At 45.1% G+C, this 21,567-nt stretch carries 13 protein-coding genes and 1 tRNA gene; 9 read left to right on the top strand and 5 right to left on the bottom strand.

Annotation, left to right across the window (positions count from 1 at the left end):
- Positions 1 to 16: 16 nt before the first annotated feature.
- From METLU_RS0105635 to METLU_RS0105650, 4 genes are all read right to left on the bottom strand, one after another.
- Positions 17 to 1,354 (bottom strand): HlyD family type I secretion periplasmic adaptor subunit, encoded by a 1,338-nt coding sequence (locus tag METLU_RS0105635; RefSeq protein ID WP_027157384.1) that lies wholly within the window; start codon positions 1,352 to 1,354, stop codon positions 17 to 19.
- Positions 1,355 to 1,365: 11 nt separating this feature from the next.
- Positions 1,366 to 3,036, bottom strand: a complete 1,671-nt coding sequence (locus tag METLU_RS0105640) for a type I secretion system permease/ATPase (protein WP_027157385.1) — start codon at positions 3,034 to 3,036, stop codon at positions 1,366 to 1,368.
- Positions 3,029 to 4,288 carry a glycosyltransferase gene (locus METLU_RS0105645; protein ID WP_027157386.1) on the bottom strand — a complete coding sequence of 420 codons (1,260 nt, stop codon included), beginning with the start codon at positions 4,286 to 4,288 and terminating at the stop codon, positions 3,029 to 3,031. The genes METLU_RS0105640 and METLU_RS0105645 overlap by 8 nt, the downstream gene beginning before the upstream one ends.
- Positions 4,289 to 4,356: 68 nt before the next feature.
- Entirely contained in the window at positions 4,357 to 5,016 is a 660-nt protein-coding gene (locus METLU_RS0105650) for a calcium-binding protein (protein WP_027157387.1), read from the bottom strand.
- A 764-nt stretch (positions 5,017 to 5,780) separates the two neighbouring features.
- Here METLU_RS0105650 and METLU_RS26620 point away from each other — a divergent pair.
- From METLU_RS26620 to METLU_RS26625, 7 genes are all read left to right on the top strand, one after another.
- Positions 5,781 to 9,944 carry a glycosyltransferase family 2 protein gene (locus METLU_RS26620; protein WP_051299790.1) on the top strand — a complete coding sequence of 1,388 codons (4,164 nt, stop codon included), beginning with the start codon at positions 5,781 to 5,783 and terminating at the stop codon, positions 9,942 to 9,944.
- A 110-nt stretch (positions 9,945 to 10,054) separates the two neighbouring features.
- The gene (locus tag METLU_RS0105665; protein ID WP_027157388.1) at positions 10,055 to 11,098 is read left to right on the top strand and encodes a sulfotransferase; all 1,044 of its coding nucleotides are present in this window, start codon (positions 10,055 to 10,057) and stop codon (positions 11,096 to 11,098) included.
- 13 nt (positions 11,099 to 11,111) lie between these two features.
- A complete protein-coding gene (locus METLU_RS24560) occupies positions 11,112 to 12,266 on the top strand; it encodes a sulfotransferase family 2 domain-containing protein (RefSeq protein ID WP_027157389.1) in 1,155 nt (384 codons plus the stop codon).
- A 199-nt stretch (positions 12,267 to 12,465) separates the two neighbouring features.
- Complete coding sequence (locus METLU_RS24565) at positions 12,466 to 13,161, top strand: glycosyl hydrolase (RefSeq protein ID WP_196806504.1); 696 nt, start codon at positions 12,466 to 12,468, stop codon at positions 13,159 to 13,161.
- 358 nt (positions 13,162 to 13,519) lie between these two features.
- Complete coding sequence (locus METLU_RS0105680; RefSeq protein ID WP_027157390.1) at positions 13,520 to 14,665, top strand: hypothetical protein; 1,146 nt, start codon at positions 13,520 to 13,522, stop codon at positions 14,663 to 14,665.
- Positions 14,666 to 14,717: 52 nt separating this feature from the next.
- A complete protein-coding gene (cysC, locus tag METLU_RS0105685) occupies positions 14,718 to 15,335 on the top strand; it encodes an adenylyl-sulfate kinase (RefSeq protein WP_027157391.1) in 618 nt (205 codons plus the stop codon).
- Positions 15,336 to 15,507: 172 nt separating this feature from the next.
- A complete protein-coding gene (locus METLU_RS26625) occupies positions 15,508 to 16,092 on the top strand; it encodes an acyltransferase (protein WP_051299792.1) in 585 nt (194 codons plus the stop codon).
- Between the two features lie 332 nt (positions 16,093 to 16,424).
- On the opposite strand, the gene METLU_RS0105695 is transcribed toward METLU_RS26625, so the two are convergent.
- Positions 16,425 to 16,511, bottom strand: a tRNA-Leu gene (locus METLU_RS0105695).
- A gap of 91 nt (positions 16,512 to 16,602) precedes the next feature.
- On the opposite strand from METLU_RS0105695, the gene queA reads away from it, so the two are divergent.
- The gene (queA, locus tag METLU_RS0105700; RefSeq protein ID WP_027157392.1) at positions 16,603 to 17,622 is read left to right on the top strand and encodes a tRNA preQ1(34) S-adenosylmethionine ribosyltransferase-isomerase QueA; all 1,020 of its coding nucleotides are present in this window, start codon (positions 16,603 to 16,605) and stop codon (positions 17,620 to 17,622) included.
- A 210-nt stretch (positions 17,623 to 17,832) separates the two neighbouring features.
- Positions 17,833 to 21,291 (top strand): transcription-repair coupling factor, encoded by a 3,459-nt coding sequence (gene mfd / locus METLU_RS0105705; protein WP_027157393.1) that lies wholly within the window; start codon positions 17,833 to 17,835, stop codon positions 21,289 to 21,291.
- Positions 21,292 to 21,567: the final 276 nt, after the last annotated feature.

The raw sequence follows: 21,567 nt of genomic DNA on the forward strand, positions 1-21,567 counted from the left end.
CGTTTATCACTAACTATTATTCTTCACGAAAAGCGCGGCGCATATTATCGATAATAGGCTCCAGCAGAAAATCGATAAATGTTCTGGCGCGAGTCTGGATAAATGCCGCAATTGGCATGCCCGGGAACAGAATAACGTTATCGGCCAGTTGCGATAAGGCGGCTTCATCAGCTTGAATATGGCAAAGATAATAATAGGTGCCGCGATTCACCGTGTCTTCCAGAACATCACCGGAAATATAAGTCACTTTGCCGGCCAGCATAGGTGTTGTGCGCCTGTTATAAGCGGTTAATTGAATATGCGCTAATTGATCAATATGCACGTTATCAATATCGCCGGTGTTGATTTTCGCCTCTACGATCAGCTCATTTTGACGGGGCACGATTTCCAACAGATCTTCACCGGGACGGATAACGCCGCCAATCGTGCTGACTTTAAGATTAATCACTTGACCTGCGAGCGGCGCGGTAACGGCTGACCGTTCATGGGCATTTTTAGCCGGTCTTAACAGTTCCTGGACTTCCAACAGCTCTTTTTGCGTTTCTTTAAGCTGGTCATCCGCTTCTTGTGTATAAGTGTTCTCCAGATTGATAATTGTTATCCGGGTATTTGTAATATTGGCTTGAGCCGCGGCAATCTCGGCTTGTATTGAGCCTAACCGTTCATTTTTTTCCGACAGCAGACGTTCTTGTTCCCAAATTTTGGATTCTTCAACATAGCCTTTGCGCTGCAAAATGATGCTGGCGTCGAGTTGCTTTTTGATAGAACCCATTCCCGACTTAATCGCTTCCATTTCATTACGAAAGCCATTGATCTGGGATTGCGCCTGAGTAATTTCAAAGTTCAGCAAATTAACCTGATCAACAAAGTTTTTGCGCCTGGAATTAAACAGCTCAATTTCGCTGGCCAAGAGTTTCCTGGTCTTATCGCTATTGTCTTCTGTCAATTCCTGTGGAAATGAAACGCTTGCCGCATGTTTCTTTTGTGCTAATAAGCGTGCTTCCTTGGCTTTGCCTGCCTGATAACGATCTTCCAGGATATTAAGTTGGGAACTGGTTGTAATATCTTCTAAAATCAGCAAAGGCTGATCTTTTTCAACACGACTGCCTTCACGCACTAAAATTTCCTTAATGATGCCGCCTTCAAGGTGTTGAATGCTTTTGCGGTTAGAATCAATCTTAACAATGCCGTCAGCTACCACCGCGCCGTGTATAGGGGCAAGAAATCCCCACATTACAAAAATGGCGACAAGCAAAACGCCAAAAAATAGTCCGGCACGTACGATACGGGTTGACTCGCCAGACTCATCGATATGCACTTGCGGCAGGCTGTGTGTTAGTATTTTTGCAAGCATGTCAGATAGCCTTATGCCAATTCAAGTTGCGATAAAGTTCCGGTTTTTTGCGATAAAACATCGGTTTTCGGCCCAAACTTAATGATGTTGCCTTCATGTAAAACCAAAATTTTATCTGCGACTTCAACCAGGTTCGGTTTATGCGTTACTACCACGATAGTCGTACCGTGTCGTTTTAAGGTGTTTAACAGTCGCAAGAGCTCGAGCTCGGCTTCGCCGTCGAGATTGGAGTTCGGTTCGTCCAGCACCAGGAATTTAGGATCGCCAAATATCGCGCGCGCCAAGCCTAGGCGTTGACGCTGTCCGCCGGATAGTTTATTGCCTTTCTCGCCAATATCGGTGTCATAGCCTTGCGGCAATTTCAAGATCATGTCGTGGATACCGACGCGTTTGGCAGCATGAATGATTTCATGTTCGTGTTCTTTGACAGACTCCAGGCGAGCGATATTTTCCGCTACCGTACCGCTGAATAACTGAACATCCTGGGGCAAATAGCCAATCATTGCGCCCAAGCCATTTTTTGACCATTGGCTGACATCAGCACCGTCTAAACGCACAGAGCCATCGTTCGGCTTGTTATAACCTGTCAATAAGCGTGCCAGAGATGTTTTACCTGAGGCACTGGAGCCGATCACCGCCAGGCATTCGCCTGCATTCAGATTAAAGCTGACGCCGTTCAGGATATTACGGTCTCTGTTGAGGAAAAAAAACACGCGCTCGACTAATAGATTGCCTAAAGGCGCGGGCAATGTTAGTGCTCCATTGGTAGCTGCCGAGTCTTTCAGCAACGTATCCAGCCGGTTATAGGCGGCTCTGGCATCGATAAAGGATTTGCCGGCGGCAATCAATGAACTGATGGGGGCGATGGCGCGCCCCATCAGAATATTCGCGCCGATCATAATGCCGGGCGACAAGTTTTCATGAATAACCAAATAAGCGCCGATGCTCAAGCTGAAAATGGTTATATTGGTACGTACAAATTGCGTTATTGATTGAATCGTAGCAATTTTATTCTCGACCCGGTTTTTGCGGTCCAAATAGTCTTCGTTAATTAACCACCAGCGTTTGGCAATGCGTTCCTGCATGCCGAGCGCATTGACCACTTCGTTATTGCTAAACGCCAAATCGAGGAAGTTACGTGCGCCGCGTGAATAAGCGCTCACTTGCGACTGATTGTGATGGGTCGCTTTATGCTCCCAGTAGGCCAGTGCAATCAATATCAATACGACAATAACCGCATATAAGCAAAGAAAAGGATGAAAAAAGTACAGAATAATTAAATAAAACGGCAGCCACGGTAAATCAAACAAGGCTTTAACGCCTGTAGTGGTAATAAAATTCTGTAAAGTATCGACATCTTCCATGCCATAACGGGTCTGATTGTCCTTTTGTTTAATCTCCAGTATCTTTTTTAAGGTCGATAGGCCCAGTAAGCGGTGCAGGGTTAAGCTAAAACGGCTGAGCAGTCTGGTGCGCACGTTTTCCAAAAACGCCTCTATCATTAGCGCGGACACGGCCATAATGGCGAGCATAAACAAGGTCTCCAGGCTGCGACTGGAGAGCACGCGGTCTAGCGCATTGATTAAAAAAATAACCGGCGTTAATAATAAAATATTGATTACAAAACTAAAAATGCCTGTGTAAAACACAAAAGCCCGGCATTTTAATAACAATTCACGCATAGTGTGACTCGGCGGTTGGCGCTAACAGTTGTTGAAAGAGACGGGTGTAGCGGCGAATGGAAAAATGATGCTGATAGTATTGCTCAATGGTCTGGCGCGCGGTTTCGCCTAAATGCCGCATACGCTGAGGATGGTCGAAAACCTGATCGACACGGTCGGCAATATGTTGATAATCAAAAAAATTAACCGTCAGCCCGTTAATATCGGGTTGCAATACATCCATTACAGGCGACGTGTCAGAAGCAATTACAACGCAACCGCTGGCTAATGCTTCCATAAAAGACCAGGACAGCACAAACGGATAAGTCAGATAAATATGAGCAGAAGATAATTGCAGTATTTGTAAATGTGTTGCATAAGGAACGCTGCCGAGAAAGTGCACGCGATCCTGCGGTAAATTAACCGTTTTGAGCAGCAGTTGGCGATAATTCTGTCCGTCCGGCAAGCGCTTGCTATAGCTGACATCATCGCCGCCGGTGATAATTACATGGCAATGCGGCCGACGCTGGCAAATCAGCTCAACAGCTTTTAGCAGAGTGGGAAAGCCGCGATAAGGCTCTAAATTGCGCGCGCAGTAAGTCACTACCTCATCATCGCGGGTTAAGGTCACGCCCGTCGGCAAGGTGAAACGAATAGCCGGATCAGGCTTAACCTTGTCAATATCAATGCCTTCATGAATAACATTGATATGCGGTTGCCATATGGCCGGAAACAGGCTTTTCTGCCAGGCTGTTGGCGTGATCAGGGCATCACAGCTGCTCATGCCGAGCAGTAGCTGGGCATTGAGGGTTCTAATACGCAAGGCCTCATCGGTTGAAATAACATCCTCGGGTTCAAAACCGGCATCGGCACCCTGGGCATGGTAATAGAACTCGACATAGCCCAGTAATGGCGTATCAGGATAAATATCTTTAAAGTAAAGCGTTTCACCCCAGCCGGTATGTGCGACAGCCAGATCAAAATGAATACCTTGCCGTTTACAGGTTTGCAATATATTGACGATAGCTTGCCCTTTAATCGCACAACGCTCCAGGTCAAGGACATAACGGTGAGTGCCTGAATTGGCAGGTCTGGGCTGATAAGTATACAGCGTAACCCGGTTGTTCTTGTGTCGGGCCAGTGGCGCACTGGACTGGCAAATAGCGTAAACCTTATGCGATGTTTGTGTGCTGAAGTAATGAATAAGATGATCAAACTGGGCGGGTAAATCGTAGTGGATAAACAGGATGTTAAGGTTTTGCGCGTTATCCATGTATGCCTCAAATAAAAAACCCTGCCGGCGATACAAACTGGGCAGGGTTTTTTTTACAGAATTAAAACTTAAGACAATTCTACGTACAGATTACCTTCGCCATCTTCACCGATAGTGTAGGTGATATCATCCTGGTTGCCGACGCCTTCCAGGGTAAATGAAGAGCCGTCTTTTAACACAAATGTAGTATTGCCGTCGGCGTCTGGGCCTACGCTTTCAACATCGTCCCAAGTGATTTTGCCGTCTTGATTCGCATCGGCATAAACACGCAATTTGTCGCCAACGTTAAGATTGGTGAATGTAACATGAGAATTTTCACCTAAGCCCGGCTTGATAACGAAAAGATCATTGCCTTCGCCGCCATTGACTGTTTTATCACCAGGGCCATCAATTTCAATCACGTCATCGCCAGCACCCAGCTTGATGAAATCGTCACCCGCGCCAGTAGCTATCTGATCGTTACCATTTCCGGCGTCGATCCAGTTACTGCCGTCGTTACCGACGATGAAATTGTCATTATCGTTGCCTACGATATCAAGGTCTTGGTCGCCGGTTAAGAGAGCATGGTTGGCGTTACCGATATTCAAATTGATATCTCTAACAGAGGATGTGAAAACTTTCAGATCATCCACTGTGAATTCCTGAATACCTTCCTTCAAGCTGTCAATTATTACTGCCTTTTGCAAGGCGTTTTGTGCTACTTCGTTGAGGTTGTTAATAGATGCCATAAAAATCCCAAAATATATCCATTCAATAAAAATGCGTGTTTAATCAGTGTCAGAAATTACTCAGCTTGGCGGCATTGCAATTACACCATGCTAAATAGATTAGTATTATTAACCATATATTTTATAGGTATTTTTTTTATCACTAATCGTTATAGCGAATAGGTAAAATTGCGTATACACATCTCATTCCTTCTGTGCAATATAAACAAAGCACAAATATATTCAGCTAAAATTCAGTAGCCAAAAATATCAATTTTAAAATCAATAAATTGAGAATTTGATGAGCGAAAAGTTAGATAGGGCTCCGCTACAGCATGTTTAATTTCCCTAACAAGTATAGCATGGCTTAACACTTGCTTAACAGTATGTAAGATAAAAATTACGTAAAATTACTTATACGTCACAATAAATGAATGTTTTCAAAAATATAAGGTTTGATTTTTAATGGGTGAAAAATTGAGGCGGACCTAAAAATGTTAATAAATTAAGAATTGATGAGCAGAAAAATTGATATGAAATTAGGAGTTATATCCATTAGGAAGTCTAAATTCCATTTATTAGAACTTTATAATATATAATTTTTATGTTTCTTTATAACTTCTTATATTATCAAGCGATTGGCGAAAATAGGCTGTTATGCTAAACTAATCGTTTTGCCTTTTGGCAGATACTGCTATCGGTATCAAGTAAAATTAATGATTTGAATAGTTCAGAGAATACTATATGCAATCTCTGAATAGGTTAGTTATAAAGGGTATAAGCCATTGTCAACAGTAGATTATTTTTTAAAAGAAGATTCAAAGGAAATTAACGCCAATATTGAAGGCTACGTTGAACAAATAGGCGCAAGGGAAATCCTCGGCTGGGTTATTAACCGGGAAAATGAGCCGATAGCTTTGAGCTTGCGTATTGAAGATAAGGTTTACTCGGTTACTCCTTTATGGTCTGAAAGAGCGGATGTGGCGGCAAGCTTGGGCGAAGATTTTATCGAATCAGGCTTTATCATCACAATACCCGATGAAATTGCCAGTTTAATTAATGATGATCAAGACAATGGCAGCAGTATCGGAATTATGGCTAACGGTGTGCTGTTGGCCAATACCCAAGAGGTTGAAAAATCGATTAAAAAAGCAGCCCGGCTATCTGGAAAAGAAGTCCGGACTATCGAAAGCCAGGGCGTAATTGAGAAATGCGATCAATTCATCATTACCGGCTGGGGGTTGGTCAATGAAGAGATCGAAAATTCAATAGCATTGCTCTGCAACGGAAAACCGGTTGAATGCTCGGTGATCCGCAAGGAGAGGCAGGATGTAGCGGAAGCGCTGGGCGTGGATGAGTCCGAATCGATTCAGTTCGGCTTTGAACTGGAAATCCCCGGCTATATCTGGGAGGACGTTCCAGAAGATGAAGCATGTCAGTTACAAATCTATGACCGCTTTTTTAACCTCGTTTCAAATCCCATAGAACTTTCCCGGGAAAAAGCGGCCGATTGGGTCAGCGAAATCGGACGCATGAGCGAAAGCCAAAATAAACAATATTTGGCTTTATTGGTTTTGGAGCATATGCGTTATGGTCAATTTTCTTCGTTACTTGATAAAGAAACCGCATTGTTTGTACAAAATATTGCCAGACAAATGCAACTGGAAGACTTTGTTTTTGTTGGTGATACGCTGGAACAACATGAAACAGAAGAAGCCATAACCGAAGATGCAAACACGTTAATTTTCTGGAAAGCATTAAAACGACTTAATGCCCGATTAATTAATAGAGAGGAAGAGCCTGTTTTTGAACAAGTAAAAGCAGTCCACGATGAATTGCGTGGCGAATACAGGCATCGTTATATTTTAAGCGTCATTCCTCTCTTATGCAGGCAAAATGAGTTTTTTCAGTTGCGATTGTTAGCGGACTTCGCTTCATTGTTTCATTTGGATCACAGCAACAATGTTTGGGAAATGTCATTATCCATTGCGCCTTTGGTAGCGGATAGGCATGTTGGGCGGTCGAGCGATTTACTGTATCGGTTGGCGAAACAGTTGGATAGTGGTTGGCTTAATACTGAATGTGTTCGCTTTGCAGTAACTTATGTACAGAAACTGGAAGCAGAAGGCGATATTGATTTAATTACGGCCGAGAAATTCCGCTATGCCTTTATAGCATTGCTGGATGGCTTCAAAGGCAACTGGTTTTCTCGTTTACACGATAGAGAGCTGATTCTAGCGATGACCGCGCTATTAGCCGATCTCGAACGATATACCGACTATCACAAACGGGATATGGTGGCTGCAGCCATCCGCCACTACGGTCTATGTCCTACGTTTTGGCAGTGTCTTGCCGAGCAAGGGAATGTGTTCCTTGATCATGAGATCACTCGGGCTCAAGCCATGTGGTTTAAATTACGGAATGCTTTGGAGCATCGCGATTTTTCGACTTCCGAAAGATTGGAAGAATTACGTGAAGCCATCGCTTATTTTCAGCATAAGCATAATCCTGATGCATTGATTGTTCTGCGGGAGTTGGTGACCAACAGTTTGCCAAACTTCAATAAGGATTTATCTTCCATTGGCAAGGTTTTACTTGAGGAATTACTGTTTAGCGATCCCACCGAAGCCTTGCGTATTGCCGCCTTCCCGCTAGCAGGTGAAAATACGTTGCAAACTCATTTTCCTGAAACGCAAGAGGGAATTTTTAAGACGTTAAGGCAATTGAGCGAATGTGACAAAAGCAGTGTCTACGATTTGCAAAATAGTGCGGCAGCCTCACTCCTGGCCGCGCAAGCCGCTGCTGATAAACAGGATATTGCAGCTCTGAAAGACGCGCTTATCCAAACAAACGCTAAAGCAATCGCTTTATCTGATTGGCAAGGCCAGTTCTTGGGAGTCGATCTTCTGGCTAGTGTTTATCAATTAGCTTTTGATACGCCGGGTCTGGATGAAGGGGCCTACTTGCCAAGATTGGCGGAATTCATCCATAAGGCCAAGGATAATGCTGCTGCTACCTGGTATTTGCCTAACCCGGTATGTTCGGCTTTGTCGAGACTTAACGGCATTGCTGCTGATTCAATGTTACGGGGCTTTTTGCGCGAAATACAGAATGTTTTACGCCATAAATTTGGTGATCGTCATGATGAATTGTTCATGCCGGTTGCTAAACCAACCTTGTCGATCGCGGGCAAGGGTTGGCCGTATGATACTCTAGTTGTTATCTATTCCTGCCGTAAATATCTGGAAAGCCGGGTCGCCGCGATCAGGACTACCTGGCTGCAGGATTTACAGGATCGCGGCATTCCTTATGTAATATTGGTCGGAGATGGCGAGGATACGTTAGAGGATGATGTTCTTGCACTGAATGTTTCCGACAAGTACGAAGACCTGCCTAAGAAGACATTGAAACTCTTCGAATGGGTTTATACCAATACAGATGCTCAATACGTATTGAAGATAGATGATGATTGCTATCTGGATGTGGCTCGTTTCTTTGAAACACTGAGCTACCGCAAGCATTTTTACTATGGCCGCGTGCTCAGGCGCGGTATAGGTAGCATGGACAGGGCTTGGCATCAGTCTAAATCGCATACACATCATGGTCAGAAAGCTATCGATAAATCGCCCGAGCCGGCTATTTATGCCGATGGCGGTGGAGGATATAGTTTATCCCGTCTGGCTATCATGGAATTGCTAAAGGCGAAAAAAACCGATGCGGGCAAGCGTCTGATAGCTTGTTCTTTTATGGAAGACAAATTGGTAGGGGACTTATTGGCTTTAAGTCATATTCTGCCGTCCAATGAGGATTATGAGTCTTATCAACGTCGCCGCACTTTTGGCGAGGCAATGCCGGTAGCCATGTGGGAAAATACTTTTTTTCCCAGCCAAATAACACCGACTAAAGTGGTGCATTTGGATACAGAGCGTCATTTAGCGTTGACACATGAGAATATTGCCAGCAAAGCCTTATGGCCCAAAAAATTGTGGCCAACCTGTGATAAACCCACCATCTCTCTCAATAGTAATCAACTCGAATTGTTGACCCCTTTAGAAAAAACAATAGAGCTGTTACGCCATACTTTATTTGTGGTGTCAGTTGTCCGCAATGAGATGATCATGTTGCCTCATTTTCTTGACCATTACCGGGCACTGGGAGTGAAAGGCTTTATTTTTGTCGATAATTGCTCTGATGACGGTAGCCGCGAATATCTGTTTGAGCAACCGGATGTCATACTATATTCGGCTGATACCGAGTACAAGTATTCCAATTACGGTGTTTCCTGGCAGCAAGCCGTGTTAGGCAATTTATGTTTGGGAAAATGGGTATTATTGGCCGATGCGGATGAGTTGCTTGTGTTTCCAGGATGCGAAAACCGCCTTTTGACGGAATTTATCGACGAAGTCGAAGCCGAGGGCGCTGATGCGGTCTGGACGGATATGATCGATATGTATCCTCGGGGTGATCTTGACGACGCGGATTTCAAACAACAGTCGCCTTTTGAAGCGGCTCCCTGGTTTGATAATCCTGCCACGGTGCCCTGGCTATTAGGCAGTGGATGGTTCAGTAATATGGCTGGTTCCGTCAATCATTTAAGGCACCGCAGTATCCCGGATGCCGTTCCGCATGATTTTGTATCACAAAAAATTGCACTGATCCGCTATCAACCTTGGGTAAGGCTTTCCCAAGGCATACATTACGCGGCTAATCTTAATATATCGACGCGCACCGCTTACTTCGCCCATTTCAAGTATCATGCCGGCTTCAAAGAGAAAATTCGAGTGGAAATTCAGCGTGCGCAACACTTCAATAATGCTGCTGAATACCGTCGCTACACAGTAATGATCGCCGAAGGCAAAGGGGGATTTTTTAAAAAAGGTGTGTCAGTCAAGCACGACGGAAGCCATTCTTTTCAACGAAAGCGGAGCAAACAGAAGGCGATAAGTTAAATGCAATACAAAATTAACGATATATATATTCCTTTAAAAAGATGCCTTTTTGACAAATTAAACTTAATTTTTATTTGTCTTGGTTTAAAAGAAATGTGTGAAGACATTTTATGAATTTTCAGAGTGTTTTAATTATTACTTATGGACGCAGCGGTTCAACTCTATTGCAAGGCTTGTTGAACTCTATCGAGGGTTGTGTAGTACGCGGTGAAAACTACAATTTGTGTCATGGTCTGTTTCTCGCTTATCGAGCATTGCAAGAGACCAAGGCGCAGCCCAGTAATAAGGGCGAGTACTCTCTATCCGTTACTCACCCATGGTTTGGGGCTGCTTGGTTGGATGAACAACGATTTCTGCAGGATGCTCGGGAATTGGTCTATCATCAGTTGATGCCAGAAAATGCGGGAACGTTTCCACAATGTATTGGTTTTAAAGAAATTCGATATTTTCCTGCCAATAACAATTTGCACGCTTATTTGAATTTCCTCAGCAAGCTTTTTCCAAACCCCGCATTTATTTTTCTCACACGGGATCATGATCAAGTTCTGCAAAGTGCCTGGTGGAAAAATGAAGAAACGGTTAAAGCCAAAAAAGAACTTGAGCAATTTGAAGCAGCAGTTTCTGCTTATGGCAAAGAAAAAAACTTTGTTTTCAGGATTGATTACCAGGATATGACGAATCGGACTCGCAGGCTTAAAGAGTTGTTTGATTTTCTGGGAGCACCTTATATAGAAGAGAAGGTTGATCAGGTTTTGGCAGTCAAACATAGTTACGTTCCCACGCCGGTCAAAAAACAAGCTCTGGAAATGAGTTTGATAGAAGAGAAAATGCCGGCAAGCTTAGTGGAATTTTTTGTTGATCGTCTTAGTGAATCCATTAGCGAAAACGAGCCGATTATATTGAGCGGCGTAGCGGTACTTAGATCTGATGGCGAAGGCGAATATCGCTTGCTTGTAGTAAATAAAGATAAAGAATGTTCAGTCGTTTGGGGATTGCCTTCACCTATTGTCGGGGAAAAATATTTGTTTCCTCATGCTGGGTTTTCCCGATTCAAGAGTGAAGCGATTTCTATGTGTAAGGGCGAGGCTGCTGAGTTGTTTCTTTTAGACGAAAACGGCCAAAGAGAATGTTTGGCTAAACTGTCTGTAAACTAACATTCAATAAAAAATGATTATTATAGAAAAACTAAAACTCGGTTATCAGGACTCTCCTAAGATTGCGTCTACGTCGCTGTTTCACTGGCTGCATAATTCAATGTACGGACATTCTTATAGTGATCGTGTGAATAAACCCAATGTGTATATTCATGAGTATTACGGATTGGGTAAATGTCCTGATGTTCGGATAGTCAAGAATGACAGGAAATCTGTGGAGGAATATCAAACATTTTTTCGTTTTGCGATAACACGAGACCCGATTAAACGATTTATATCCATGTATTCGAACCGGATATTGCATCATCGCGAACTGTCGGCTAATTCAAACATCGCAAGTCAGTTAAAAATAGACGGTTTGGAATTTGATCCGGATATTAATATGTTAGTAACGGCGCTTGAAAAATATATGACAGTTCAAAAAAGTATTTTTCATCATACGCGTCCACAATTGGATTTTTTGGGGAATGATTTAACGATTTATAATCGCATCGCTGATATTTCGGATGTGAATAAAGTTATCGATGAGATTAAAGCGCATTGGATGCGTAATGGCTTACAGGAGTTGGCTGAATCCGCACCGGCTTTAGGCCGCGCGCAAACAGGTGGTGCAAAACTAGGTCTGGAGATACTTAATGATGAGTCATTCGATAAATTGTTGGAGTATTATCGCGGAGATTATGAAAATATTCCGACCGTAAGTCTGCAAGCGATAAAGAATGAATATCTAGAAGCAAAGCGGCAAAAGGCAAGTGCTAAATTGACCGTGAATAACGAAAATCAAAATAAACAAAAAAATGCAGGGATTAAAGTAAACAAGATAAATACTCCAATTGTGGCAGAATTTTGGTTACATTTACCGGAATCTGGCGTAGAAATCGGTGTTCCGTTTGTTCTTCAAGGCGCTTTATTAATGACGGCTGATACTAATACCGCAGACTGGCAATTGTACGTATCTGTTGACAATAACAGCAGCAGGTTATGTGATTGGTTTTTACCTTCGCCGAAGCTTGCCAATAGTTTTCCAAGTCATCCCGGAGCTAAAAATGCGAGATTCAACGCGGAAGATGTTGTTGTAGAAAAGGCTGAAACTGTTGATCTTTATTTGCAAAACACTTCGGGTGAACGTTGCCTAGTCCTTCAGATAAAACCAGCGGAAGCATTGTAAAAATTCCACAATGTAGCCGGTTTAAAAAAGTACATATGCAGAAAATATTTTGATGATAAGAAATAGGCTTTTCTATTCAAGGTTAATAATTTGGCTTGTATTGTCTTGGGTAATATTAGGACATTCCGTTATAGCTAGCGACAAGAAGGGTGTTGGACTGTTTGACCTGCATGCGGGTGATCGAATTAAGGCATTGAATGTGGCCTGGTATTACACCTGGAAGCCGCAGCCCATTGAGGGTGTGGCTGCAGAGAAATTTGTGCCTATGATCTGGGGAGGGCATCGCCTCGAGGAGGAATTTTCTACTTTGAAGGCACGCGGCATGGCTCCTGTGTTGCTGGGGTTCAACGAGCCCGATAGAAGGGATCAGGCAAATATGTCAGTGCAAAAAGCCATTTTTTCTTGGTCCCAGTTGGGGCCTTTGGCCGGTCGCCTCGGCTCGCCAGCGCCTTCCGGAGTGCTAGGCCCCTGGTTTGATCGTTTCTACCGCATGGCGCGGGAGAAGGGGTTGAAAATGGACTTCATGGCGGTGCATCTCTATAGTCCTCCTGATCCACAGAAGTTCCTGGCGAAAATAGACGCAGTGTATGAGAAATACCATCTTCCTATCTGGATCACCGAGTTTGCTGTAGCGGACTGGTCGGCGAAAGACAAGCCGGGGAGTAATCGCTATTCAGAAGAAGAAGTGCTGGCTTTCATGAAAAGCGTGCTGCCTGAGCTTGAAAAGCGGCAATACGTAGAGCGCTATGCCTGGTTTGGGGCGGGAAATCACTCACTCACTCACGAACAGGTACGTACTTCGAGGCTGTTCGAAAAGGATGGTACGCTAACACCGTTAGGGCAATATTATTCTCAGTTTACCGCTGAGAGCTCAAATGCAAAGTTTCTCCATTAATAAATACCGATAATAAATACCGATCGAATAATGCATAACGAGAAGCCTTCATTCCTGAAGAGTCTTAGTGGAGAACTGAGGGCAACGAGTTTTCGCGCACATGTTGATTAATACAACAAAATCTTCAATAAGTGGATAAAAAAGTATAGATGTACGCGCGAAATGGCTACTGACTTTGCTCATTTCAAGTGTCATGTCGGGTTCAAAGAACAAGTCCCTGTTGAATAATCGCAGTCAATATTTTAATAATGCATCAGAATATCGCCGTTATGCAGCTATATTGGTTGAGGAATGGGATTTTGACCAAAGACTGTGCCCCGAAATTGTTTGAAAATTAATTAAAATCTATAGATTAGATATGAGTAAGTCAAAGCCTAAGTCAAAACCCAAATCAAAGCCATTAGTTATATGGACATTCCGTAGGGCTGGAGGTGCCGATTTAGCAAATGCGGTCTTTAATTTGCTGGATTATCCTAAAGCTAAACATGAGCCTTTTAATTCTGATGGAATTTACGCAGACTTAAATAAAAATTGGTTGGAGAGTAAAAATATAAAAGAATTAAATGCAGAGCTGGATCAAATTTTCTCACAGGGAGTCTTGATAAAGCATTGCGTAGAGTTATTTGATATTGAATTCAACCTCGCTTTAGTAAATGCCTCAATTCGCCATGGTTACAATCATCTCTTTTTATATCAAAGAAATGTTTTGGATCGACTTATATCATTGCACTTTGCGCAAGTTACAGGCATTTGGGGTAACGAAATGCTTAAAGGTAAAATACCTGATGGCAGTCTCTACCAGGAACGAATTCCGGTGGAAGAAATGATAATGCACGCCCAGGCATCCAATAAAACTTTGGCTACTATCCGTCAGTATCTGCAAAATAAACAACAAGATTTTATTACTGTAGTTTTTGAAGATATCTATAATGTGGAGATATCCGTTGCAAAGAAAAAGATATTTAATCTACTATCAGGCCTTAAATTATTATCTTGCATAAAAAGCGAAGGTTCTTTCACAAAATCAGTTCTTGGTAAGAAAAGCCAAAAAGTAAGTGATAAATACAGTAACTTTATAAATTATGAAGAGCTAAAAGGACAAATTTCTCGGGTTAAATCTTTTGAAGAAACGTGGTCGCTGGTTGAATTAAAATCCGAAATATTTCCGTCTGTTGATGTGGAAAGAAGTTTTATTGATACTTTGCCTCGCTTTGTCGATTTGGAGGGCAATGTAAAAATTGGGGGAGTCGTTGTTCTCAACAAGCTTCAAAAAGAAGCTAAGAAATTAGTAGCTGTCAGTGATAGTGGAGCGCGTAATGTTGTTGAATGGGGAATCAAGTCGCCTCATATGCAGAAAACATTCCCGGACAATCCAAATGCGGAAAATGCAAGGTTCAGGTTTTTTCTGAAACCTTCCGATAGAACAATCAAACTGATGCTTGAAGATACGGGAAGTGATGCTAAGGAAGAGACCATTATTGCATCAATTTCTTGCAATAACTAAATAAAGTTGCTGTACAAAAAATTCAAAACATGAGTCAGAATTGGAATTAAATATGACAAAACAACCGCCATCAAATGCCATTGTCTGGCATCAGGCAACAATTACAAGACAACACCGTGAAGCATTGAATAATCATCGTAGTTCTATACTTTGGTTTACTGGATTATCTGGCGCTGGCAAATCGACTTTGGCGCATGCAACGGAAGAACGTTTGCACCAGATGGGGTGTCGGACATTCGTGCTGGATGGCGACAATGTTCGTCATGGACTGTGTGCGGATTTAGGGTTTTCCGATCAGGATCGCATAGAAAATATCCGTCGCGTCGGCGAAATGGCAAAGCTATTTATAGAGGCTGGCGTGATTGTACTGACCGCCTTTATCTCGCCGTTTCAGGCTGATCGCGCACGTGTGCGTTCCTTAGTTACTGAAGCCGATTTTCTGGAAATTCATTGCGATTGTGCTTTGGAAGTTTGTGAAGGACGCGATGTTAAAGGACTTTACCGGCGCGCCAGGATGGGCGAAATCAAAAACTTTACCGGCATATCTTCACCTTATGAACCGCCTGTTAATCCCGAGCTGCGAGTTAATACCAGCGAGTTGTCTTTGCAGGCTTCGGTGGATCAAGTTATTGAATTGTTGAAAGTCCGTGGAATCATAAAGGACTTTTAACTAATTTATTTATAAATCCTTAATAAAACTCATTTATCGATTCATCCAGCCTATCTATATTGATAGGACTTCTTTATTGCTTACTGAATTTTCGTCTGGAACTGCGCAATCCGTCTACTCATGCGTTTTGCGTAATTCCTAAGTAATTAACTAATCCGAGGAAACCATTATTGTGATAACTATTCAGGATCAGGGCAGCAACAATCAAGTTACCATCTATCCGTCCTACAAAGTGGCAAATTTCAACCTGAACATTTCAGGTAACAACAATGAAATCATTTTTGCTGAGCCTGTCCATGCTGAACCGTACAGCAATATTTCTATTTCGGTTTCTGGAAACAACAATATTCTTCATGTCGGATCAGTCTTCATCAACAAATTGGTGATTCATTGTGTTAATGGCCTGAAATGCACGATTGGCAATCGGAATAGTTTTCACGACGTCTATATCGCGACGAATGAGCCTTCGGAAGTGAGGATTGGGGATGACTGCCTGTTTGCCAATGACGTCAGAATATATCCTACTGATTTCCACAAAATATTGTCTGCCGGAAAGCGTATCAATGACCCGGAGCCTATAGTCATCGGGAATAAAGTCTGGCTATGTGAAAGATCCTTGATTTTGAAAGGTGCTGAAATTGGCGATGGCAGTGTTATCGGTGCAGCAGCGGTGGTCGCGCGCAAAATACCCAATAACTCAGTTGCAGTTGGTAACCCGGCGTCAGTAGTTAAATCCAATATTGAATGGGCGGTTTGAAATATATTTTAACTATATTGCCGTTGATCATATGAAAATCCTAACCAGTCCGTACGGTTCCTATGTTGAAAGCATCATGGGTGTCGGAATTATTATTTAGCTGAAAATGCTTGCCTTAAATCAATGATCGGGTAAAAAGTTTTTAAGCTATTTTTCAAATTATAGCAATCAAGCAGTCTCCTATATCAGGATGGTTGTCGTCCTCCTGCTAACGGGATAATTGGAAATAGAAAAGGGGAGTATCGGATTGTATTTACCGGGCAATAAAAAACCCGCTAAGCCTTACGACTTGCGGGTTTTTAGGGTTCTTTGCACTGCACGGAACCTAAAATTGGTACCGAGGGTCGGAATCGAACCGACACTGAGTCACCCCAATTGGATTTTGAATCCAACGCGTCTACCAGTTTCGCCACCCCGGCAAAGAGCGCATATTATATGTAGACTTTTTAGTCATGTCCAGTTTATTTTTTAAGTATATTCGTCAGCCTAAAACTGATAATATCGCGCGCCATGAAGAAAAGTGATTTTAATTACCATCTACCCGAGCATTTAATCGCTCAAAAGCCCTTGTCTGATCGCAGCGCCAGTCGTCTGTTATGTATGGACAGGGAATCAGGCCGCATAGCTGACAGGCAATTTATCGATTTCATTGATTTGATCAATGAGCGCGATCTGCTGGTTTTCAACGATACCAAAGTTATTCCGGCGCGGCTGTTTGGCAAGAAGCAAACCGGCGGCAAAGTCGAGGTTCTTATTGAGCGCATGCTCGATGCCCGGAATGCCATTGCCCATGTTAGGGCCAGCAAATCGCCGAAAGCGGGAACGGTGATTGAATTGGATAAAGGCCATTGCTGCATTGTGCTGGGCCGGGAAGATGATTTGTTTCAACTGGAGTTTCCAGGGACGAATTTATTCGAATTACTGGAGCAAATCGGCCATATGCCGCTGCCTCCTTATATTACGCGCGCCGATGATGAATCCGATCTGACCCGTTATCAGACGGTTTTCGCCAGAGAGGCGGGTGCGGTTGCGGCGCCGACGGCTGGCCTGCATTTTGATCAGGCTATGATGGATAAGATCAAAGCCAAAGGCGTGCAGACAGCTTTCGTGACCTTGCATGTCGGCAGCGGTACGTTTCAGCCGGTCAGGGTGGAGGATTTGTCCGAGCATTTGATGCACAAGGAGTTTTTCTCCGTGCCATCAAGCACTGTTGATGCCGTGCGCCAGGCCCGGGAGCGGGGCGGCAGGGTCATTGCTATCGGCACGACGGCGGTCCGGGCGTTGGAATCGGCGTCTAAAAGCGGCCGGCTTGAGCCCGGTTTCGGCGATACCGATCTGTTTATTACGCCGGGCTATCAGTTCAAGTCCGTTGATGCGATGCTGACCAATTTCCATCTGCCTGAATCGACACTGCTGATGCTGGTGTCGGCTTTTGCCGGTTATGAGCCTATTATGAATGCTTATCGGCACGCCATCGATCAGTCCTACCGTTTTTTCAGTTACGGCGATGCGATGTTTCTGAGGCATTAAGGAACCGTATTAAATTATCTTTACTCAACTGGGCGGATGGTTTTCCTATGTAGGTGCGGATTCGCCTAAAGCGCCTACTGTTGGTATCCGCACAGTGCGAATACCCGCAAGGGGCACAAGTGAATTCGCACCTACATTACCGATTTATTTTATGATTAATTACTAAGTAATTGTTATATGATGCGTTTTATATCAACTGCTCGTTAAGTAATGGCTAACAATCCCGACTTCATTTTCTCACCCGCTGTTCCGCAAAAAGATAGTCCCTCCATAGTCTGGTCCGGTTTGACCGGTTGCGGCGATGCGCTGGCGCTGGCTTCCGCGATTAAAAACGAAAACCGCCTGTTTGTCGTCGTCACTCCGGATAACCAGACCGCCTTGCGTCTGGAGCATGAGTTAGCGTTCTTTTTACAAAATGAGCATCCGATTCTGCACTTTCCCGATTGGGAGACGCTGCCTTACGATGTGTTTTCGCCGTTGCCCGAAATTATTTCGGAACGATTGAAAACGTTGGCGTTATTGCCGCAGGTCAAACGCGGCGCGCTGATCGTTTCGGTGACGACTTTGATGCACCGCCTGGCGCCGCGCGAGCATGTCCTGGCGCACAGCTTTGTGGTCAAGATCGGCGATACTTTCAATCTGGAGCTGAACCGGATCAAGCTCGAAAGCGTCGGTTATCAATGCGTGCCGCAGGTTTATCAGCATGCCGAGTTTGCCGTGCGGGGTTCGATTGTCGATTTATTCCCGATGGGCAGCAAGGTACCGTTCCGGATCGAACTGTTCGATGAGGACATTGAATCGATCCGCACGTTTGATCCTGAAAGCCAGCGCTCGCTGGAAAAAATAGATCAGATCGAGTTGTTTCCGGCGCGCGAGTTTCCGTTTACCGATGAGTCGATCAAGCATTTCCGTCAGGCTTTCAGGGATTACTTTCCCCAGGCTTCGCCTAAAAATCTCCTGTACCTCGACATCAGCAAGGGCATTACACCGGGCGGCATCGAATATTATCTGCCGTTGTTCGTCGAGCAAACTGCCTCATTATTCGATTATCTGCCTGACTCGGCGACTTTGGTCATGCCCGCCGCTTTTGCCGGTTTGTCGCAGGCTTTTTATGCCGAAGCCGAAGACCGGTTCCAGCAAAGAAAATACAACGTCGAGCGGCCATTGCTGGCCCCTGAACTGTTATTTTTGTCGGCGCAGGAACTGGCGCAAAGAACGGCTTCGTTTTCCCGCATTACTATCGAAAGCGGGGTCATCGTTGAAGGCAGTCGCGTTGATTTCAATTGTCATGCGTTGCCGGATTTAACGATAGATGCCAAACAGAAAGAGCCGGCACAGGCTCTCCAGCAGTTTGGCCGCGAGTTCGCAGGCAAAATACTGTTCGTGGCCGAATCAGCCGGCCGCCGCGAAGGCCTGATCGAGAAGCTGAGACAATACGGCATTAAGGTCAAGCAGGTGGACAGCTGGCAGGACTTTCTGCGCAGCGAGACATCGCCGTGCATTGTGGTCGCGCCTATGGATCACGGCTTGCGGCTGGACAATCCGCCCATTGCCGTCATCACTGAAAGCCTGCTTTCCGGCGAAAAAGCGCAGCAGCGGCGCCGGCGGCGGAGATCGGCGGTCCGGGAACTGGAAAATATCGTCAATAACCTGAATGAGTTGACGATTGGTTCGCCGGTCGTGCATCAGGAACATGGTGTGGGCCGTTATCTGGGCCTGCAGACACTGCAGATCGGCGGCGTTACGGCCGAATTTCTGACCCTGGAATATGCCAATAACGATAAGCTGTATGTGCCGGTCTCGTCACTGAATGTGATTGGCCGTTATACGGGCATGAGCCCGGAAAACGCGCCTTTGCATAAGTTGGGCGGCGATCAGTGGAGCAAAGCCAAGAAAAAGGCCATCGAACGCATCCGGGATGTCGCGGCCGAACTGCTGGAAATTCATGCCAAGCGGGCAATCAAGCAAGGTCATGCGTTTGATGTCGATAATGTCGAATATCAGGCTTTTGCCGATGCCTTCCCGTTTGAAGAAACACCAGACCAGCAAACCGCCATTGAAGCCATCCTGGATGATATGGCCAGCCCGCAACCCATGGACCGTGTCATATGCGGCGATGTCGGCTTCGGCAAGACTGAAGTTTCGATGCGCGCGGCGTTTATCGCTGTGCAAAGCGGCAAGCAGGTGGCTGTACTGGTGCCGACAACGTTGCTGGCGCAGCAGCATTATCAGAATTTTCGGGACCGTTTCGCCGACTGGCCCGTGCGCGTCGAGGTCATGTCGCGGTTTGTGACACCCAAGCAGCAGAAGGAAATCGCGGACGAGCTGGAGCAGGGCAAGGTCGATATCGTGATCGGCACGCACAAACTGCTGTCGAACGAGATCAAATACAAGGCGCTGGGCCTGGTCGTCATCGACGAGGAACACCGTTTCGGCGTGCGCCAGAAAGAGCATTTCAAAAAACTGCGTAACGAACTGGACATGCTGACGCTGACCGCGACGCCGATTCCGCGCACGTTGAATATGGCCATGTCCGGTCTGCGCGATATTTCCATTATTGCCAGCCCGCCGCCGAATCGGCATGCCATCAAGACTTTTATCAGCGAGTGGATAGATTCGCAGATCAGGGAAGCCTGTCTGCGCGAGATCAAGCGCGGCGGTCAGGTATTCTTTTTGCATAACGACGTCAAATCAATGGAGAAAATGGCGCTGGAACTCGCCAAGCTGGTGCCGGAAGCGCGCATTGAAATCGCGCATGGCCAAATGCCGGAACGCGAGCTGGAACGCATCATGCTGGACTTCTATCATCAGCGTTTCAACCTGTTGCTCTGCAGTACTATTATCGAAAGCGGCATCGACATCCCTAGCGCCAATACCATGATTATCAATCGTGCCGACAAACTGGGCCTGGCGCAGTTGCATCAGCTGCGCGGCCGCGTAGGGCGATCACATCATCGCGCTTATGCGTATTTCATTGTGCCGCCCAAAACCTTGCTGAGCAAGGATGCGGTAAAACGGCTGGAAGCGGTTGAGGCATCGGGCGATTTGGGCGCCGGCTTCATGCTGTCGTCGCACGATCTGGAAATCCGCGGCGCCGGCGAGTTGCTTGGCGATGATCAAAGCGGCCAAATTCAGGAAATCGGCTTTACGCTGTATACCGAACTGCTAGAGCGCGCGGTCAACGCGCTGAAATCGGGCAAGCAGCCGGAACTTGATGCGCCAATCGATATGGGACCGGAAGTCGATCTACAGACGCCGGCGTTGATACCGGAAGATTATCTGCCCGATATCCATGCGCGGCTGGTATTGTATAAACGCATAGCCAGCGCCGAAACGCAGGACGATCTGCGCGAACTGCAGGTGGAAATGATAGACCGGTTCGGCCTGCTGCCGGAGCCGGTAAAAACTTTATTCAGTGTTACCGAATTAAAGCAGCAGGCAGAAAAGCTGGGCATCAGAAAAATCGAGGCCAGCGCAGCCGGTGGCCGCCTTGTTTTCAGCGCGGAACCGGTTATCAATACCGAACAGCTGATCACTTTAATACAAACCGAGGCCCAGATTTATAAATTCGACGGCGCCGATAAATTAAGGTTTGTGAAGGCGTTTGCCACGACACAGGATAAGTTGGAATTTATTTCAGCGCTGCTGCAACGATTGGCGATTGAATAGAACGAGCGGGCAGTGTTTCAAGCCTATCGGCTCTATCTGGCGCCTTGTCCAGGTAGGGTTGATGGATGCCAGCGTCGACAGCCATGATGAATACCCATTCCCGCATAAAAGCCTCCGCTACAGGATTGTTACTGACTGCCGACTTTTTTTACAGGAATTTGAAGCAAACACTTAATTTGTTTGGCCTGAATAGTATTTAAGAGTTTATAAACTATTGCGGACTATTCTTTTTGCGCATGAAAATATTATTAGGGAACAAAACAAATAAAGGTCTAA

Source organism: Methylobacter luteus IMV-B-3098 (assembly GCF_000427625.1).
Lineage (GTDB): Bacteria > Pseudomonadota > Gammaproteobacteria > Methylococcales > Methylomonadaceae > Methylobacter > Methylobacter luteus.

Coding starts and splice junctions, on each gene's coding strand:
- METLU_RS0105650 (WP_027157387.1), bottom strand. CDS start 5,016: ATGGCATCTATTAACAACCTCAACGAAGTAGCACAAAACGCCTTGCAA.
- mfd (WP_027157393.1), top strand. CDS start 17,833: ATGGCTAACAATCCCGACTTCATTTTCTCACCCGCTGTTCCGCAAAAA.
- METLU_RS0105645 (WP_027157386.1), bottom strand. CDS start 4,288: ATGGATAACGCGCAAAACCTTAACATCCTGTTTATCCACTACGATTTA.
- METLU_RS24560 (WP_027157389.1), top strand. CDS start 11,112: ATGATTATTATAGAAAAACTAAAACTCGGTTATCAGGACTCTCCTAAG.
- cysC (WP_027157391.1), top strand. CDS start 14,718: ATGACAAAACAACCGCCATCAAATGCCATTGTCTGGCATCAGGCAACA.
- queA (WP_027157392.1), top strand. CDS start 16,603: ATGAAGAAAAGTGATTTTAATTACCATCTACCCGAGCATTTAATCGCT.
- METLU_RS0105665 (WP_027157388.1), top strand. CDS start 10,055: ATGAATTTTCAGAGTGTTTTAATTATTACTTATGGACGCAGCGGTTCA.
- METLU_RS0105635 (WP_027157384.1), bottom strand. CDS start 1,354: ATGCTTGCAAAAATACTAACACACAGCCTGCCGCAAGTGCATATCGAT.
- METLU_RS0105640 (WP_027157385.1), bottom strand. CDS start 3,036: ATGCGTGAATTGTTATTAAAATGCCGGGCTTTTGTGTTTTACACAGGC.
- METLU_RS0105680 (WP_027157390.1), top strand. CDS start 13,520: ATGAGTAAGTCAAAGCCTAAGTCAAAACCCAAATCAAAGCCATTAGTT.